We start from the raw sequence: 301 nt of genomic DNA, 5'->3' as shown, positions 1-301 counted from the left end.
AAAAGCTTTCTTAAACTTTATTTCTTGTAGTTTACTCATCGCATCTCTTCGGTAAAAAATAATCTTTCCATCTTTCGTATGGCTTGGGTCTATCATCCAATCAAAGAACTCTGGACTTCCTTTACTTTCGATACGAAGGTAAATATCGCCACCCTGGGGCAATCCCATAGGCTTTCCTGTTTCACTATAGTTTTGTTTGAATTTATACTTGCATTCTAGTACATTGTAGGTAGTACCATCTATTTCGAGTTTGGCTAAAAAAGACATATATTTTTGAATTTAAGTTGAACTTAATTAGTAT

The 301-nt window shown here is 33.6% G+C and carries 1 protein-coding gene; it reads right to left on the bottom strand.

Going from position 1 to position 301, the window contains the following annotated elements; translation table 11 throughout:
• Nucleotides 1-267, bottom strand: a 267-nt coding sequence (gene tssD / locus VQ048_RS12930; RefSeq protein WP_327612006.1) for a type VI secretion system tube protein TssD, incomplete at its 3' end; no start/stop codon positions are given.
• Nucleotides 268-301 lie beyond the last annotated feature (34 nt).

The organism is Bergeyella anatis (genome assembly GCF_036016955.1).
GTDB lineage: Bacteria > Bacteroidota > Bacteroidia > Flavobacteriales > Weeksellaceae > JAYWXI01.
Note: the sequence above shows the minus strand (reverse complement) of the source record. Positions and strands in the feature narration are given on the sequence as shown.